The 3,234-nt window shown below is 54.1% G+C and carries 3 protein-coding genes; all 3 read left to right on the plus strand.

The genetic code is table 11. The annotated features are described in order from the left end of the window. Positions 1-430 (plus strand): hypothetical protein (locus tag Q8Q07_00045; protein MDP3878686.1); only part of this gene is annotated, 430 nt, incomplete at its 5' end. Positions 431-470: 40 nt separating this feature from the next. Continuing rightward, the gene (locus Q8Q07_00050) at positions 471-1,484 is read left to right on the plus strand and encodes a hypothetical protein (protein MDP3878687.1); all 1,014 of its coding nucleotides are present in this window, start codon (positions 471-473) and stop codon (positions 1,482-1,484) included. A 206-nt stretch (positions 1,485-1,690) separates the two neighbouring features. Then, positions 1,691-3,103 carry a pilus assembly protein PilM gene (pilM, locus tag Q8Q07_00055; GenBank protein MDP3878688.1) on the plus strand — a complete coding sequence of 471 codons (1,413 nt, stop codon included), beginning with the start codon at positions 1,691-1,693 and terminating at the stop codon, positions 3,101-3,103. The last annotated feature ends 131 nt before the right edge of the window (positions 3,104-3,234 follow it).

Consider the following 3,234-nt stretch of genomic DNA (forward strand, 5'->3'; position numbering starts at 1 on the left):
CAAAGGGGGAAGACCAATGGACAAAGCCGAGGGCGCCGGCCAGGCGCACCTGAAACAGGATAGCCACGGCGGGATCAGCCCGGAAATGGAGCGCGGCGCTGCCCAGAGAGCCAGGGATAGAGCCACGGCGGCCCGCTGGGACCTTGATGTCGCCGTATTCCTGTTCGCTGTTTTGATTATAATCATAATCCTGCTCTTTCAGGACATCGGGCTGGAGGTTGTGGCCCCGGTAGCCATCTTCGGGCTGTCCATGGTCTGGGTGGTGGGCTGGAGGCGGGGCAGGCAGCTCTACCACCGTTTCCATGAAGAAGAAAGGCTGAAAATGGAGCAGGAGCTAAAAAGGGTAGTTGAGGGAGAGGCCAGGCAAAAGGTAGTAGCGGAAACCATAGAGGAGCAGGTGCAGAGGGCGCTGCGGGAAAGATGGCGGTAGCGCCCCGCACGTAGAGTTATTTTCCTGTTTTATGTAGAAGATGGAAGTTATCAAGAAGCTGCTGGTCAGATTTCGCCAGACAGGGGTATTATTTTTAATCGGTCTGATACTGATTGTCTATATCTCCTTTGGCTTTGTCTACTGGCAGCAGGGTGTGAAGCAGGGAGAGTTCGAGGATCAAATCGTCAAACTGAGCGCCGTGATCGCCCGCCCGTTGCCCAGCAGTGACGCCTTGCGGGCGGAATATGATGAAGTCGCCAAAGCCCTGGCGCCGGTAGACAACGCCCAGGCTATTAAAGCGCTAGTTGACGCGGCTGAGAAGAACGGCATTGATGTCACTCCTGAAGTGGGTAAGTTCCGCATTCCCCCGGCCAAATTGGGCCAGGCGAAGGTGGGCGGGGGAACATATCAGACGCTCACTTTCAGCAATGTCTATGTCCAGGGCGATTACGCCGATGTCATGGCTTTCATTTCTGACCTGGATTCGGGAAAGGTGATGAAGACCTCGGGAGAGGGAAAGGAAGAGGAGATGAAGACCCTGGTATTACAGAAGGTCACCACCAGGGAGGTAGAGGTTACGGCTGCGGGTGAAGACGCGGCCAGAAGGGCGGAATTCCGCAGCGTCGCATCGGCGGTACAGAGCATGATGAGTGACAATACCCTTTCCGGGATACCCTTTCCGATCTCTTTCAGTGGTGGCGTGGCCACCAATCTCATGGGTGACAATCCGAATACAGGGAATGTCAGGGAGGGTTTCCCCGATGTCACCACCACCGCGGCGGCAAAAGGTTATACCGGTACCGGCACGCCGAGGGGCGGGTACGTACTCTACGAGCATGATAAAATCTCGGTGGATGATACCACCAAGTTTTCAACCGTTAGCTATATCAACACGCTCACCACTGAATACTACTATACCTCTGAGGCTGACGGAACGGTGCGCCAGTTTGACGGCGCTAATGTATTTACCGCCAGGGAATACCTGAGTAAAGATACCACCAAGAGTGAGATCGGGGCTAATATTGACCTTGTTATCTATTATAAATCCGGATAGTGTAGTGTCCCGGTAACACTTTACCAATGCCTGTCATTCCGTACTTGATACGGAATCCGGGTGGGGTGGTGATACTGGATTCCCGCCTTCGCGGGAATGACAATATGGGTGCAATGATTTTAAAGTAATCTTTGAGACATTACACTAGCGGTAACCCTGTTGATATTGATTAGTTATGTTTTATCAAAGGAGAAAGCGTCCAGGGCATGATAACTATTGAAATCAGCGCTACTGACATCAGGCTCATGGAGACCGATGGCGACAGGGTGGTCAGATGGGCGAGCCGTTCCCTTGAGCCGGGTATATTTGAGGATGAGGTTGTTACTGACCCGGCTGCTTTAAGCGCCGCCGTTAAGCAGTTTATGGCTTCAAGTGGTATCCGGGGGGGAGATGTTACCGCCAGTGTCAGCGGGCTTTACTCGGTGAGCCGGTTGGTGCTAGTGCCTGCTCCTCCGGGAACGGCCATAACGCAGACGGCGGTCCTTGAGGAAGCCAGGGAGATAATGCCCTTGCCTGAAGATGAGCTGTACCTCTCATGGCAACATATCGCGGCTATGGACGGCGGGCAGCAGGTGCTGGTGCTGGGTATTCCCCGGGATATAGTGGATAGCGAAGTGCAAGCCCTGAAGGCGGGGGGTATCAATCCCCGTATACTGGACCTCAAGGCAATGGCGCTGGCCAGGGCCGTCAACAGAGAGCAGGCTCTCATCCTCAATATTGAGGCCGTCAGCTTTGATATCATTGTGGTCGTCAACGGCATCACCAGTATCATGCGTACTACCGCCTGGCAGTCGGATGAGCTTTCCCCGGAAGAGAGGGCGGAGCATTTAGCGGTAGCCCTGGACCTGACGGTAGGTTTTCATAATTCCAATAACCCTGCTTTACCCCTGGACCTGGCTACTCCCCTCTTCATCACCGGGTGGATGTCAGGTGACCTCGCCCTGGTCGAGCGCCTGCAATCGAGGGTGCAGTATCCCGTTGAGCCGGTAACGCCCCCCCTGAAGTATCCACCACATCTACCGGTCTCACAGTACGCCGTCAACATCGGGCTTGCCCTCAAAGGGTCAGCGACGACCAGAAATCTGGGGGGAAGTGAATATCTAGCCCCGGATATTAATCTGCTGCCGCAAATCTATCGGCCATGGAAACCTACCGCCAGGCAGCTATACATGACCGGGATGATATTGGCAGCCATGGTTTTACTCTTTCCCCTGTATCAGTTAACCGCGGCGGCGGTGGGGGAAACGGCGGTAATAGAAACGAGATATGACATTGTCAATAACGAGTTGATCCGGCGGCAGGAGGAAATCAAGAACCGTGAGCCATTACAGAAAGTTATCAATGAATACCGTACCATTATCAATATGGGTGGTGGTTTTACCGAGGACTTAACGGTCATTAACACTCTGGCTGAGCAGGCTGATGTCAGGGTTGGCTCGGTTTCCCACCAGGGTAGCAGTATTACCATTGCCAGCGAAGCGGACACCTATATCGCCTTTAGAAACTACCTGGCGGCCCTGGAGGAGAGCGGCCGGTTTTCCTCTCCCATCCCGCCCCCGGAAGGATACCCTTACGTCAAGAGTGGCACTATCAAGCTTGAGCGTAAACCCGCTCAGTAAGTGCCTGCGGGGAAGTGAAGTAGACCATAAGGTATTCTTCGGTTTTGGTTGGCGGTGTCATTGAGAGACCATTCCGCTATAGGAGGAAGGCGAAGCTATCTGTGTGTGGGGAAGGGTACCCCCTCACCTCT

This window comes from Dehalococcoidales bacterium, from assembly GCA_030698765.1.
Classification (GTDB): Bacteria; Chloroflexota; Dehalococcoidia; order Dehalococcoidales; family UBA2162; genus JAUYMF01.

Bases quoted from the DNA above. Each gene is read 5' to 3' on its own strand.
- Q8Q07_00050 (MDP3878687.1), top strand. From the start codon at position 471: ATGGAAGTTATCAAGAAGCTGCTGGTCAGATTTCGCCAGACAGGGGTA.
- pilM (MDP3878688.1), top strand. From the start codon at position 1,691: ATGATAACTATTGAAATCAGCGCTACTGACATCAGGCTCATGGAGACC.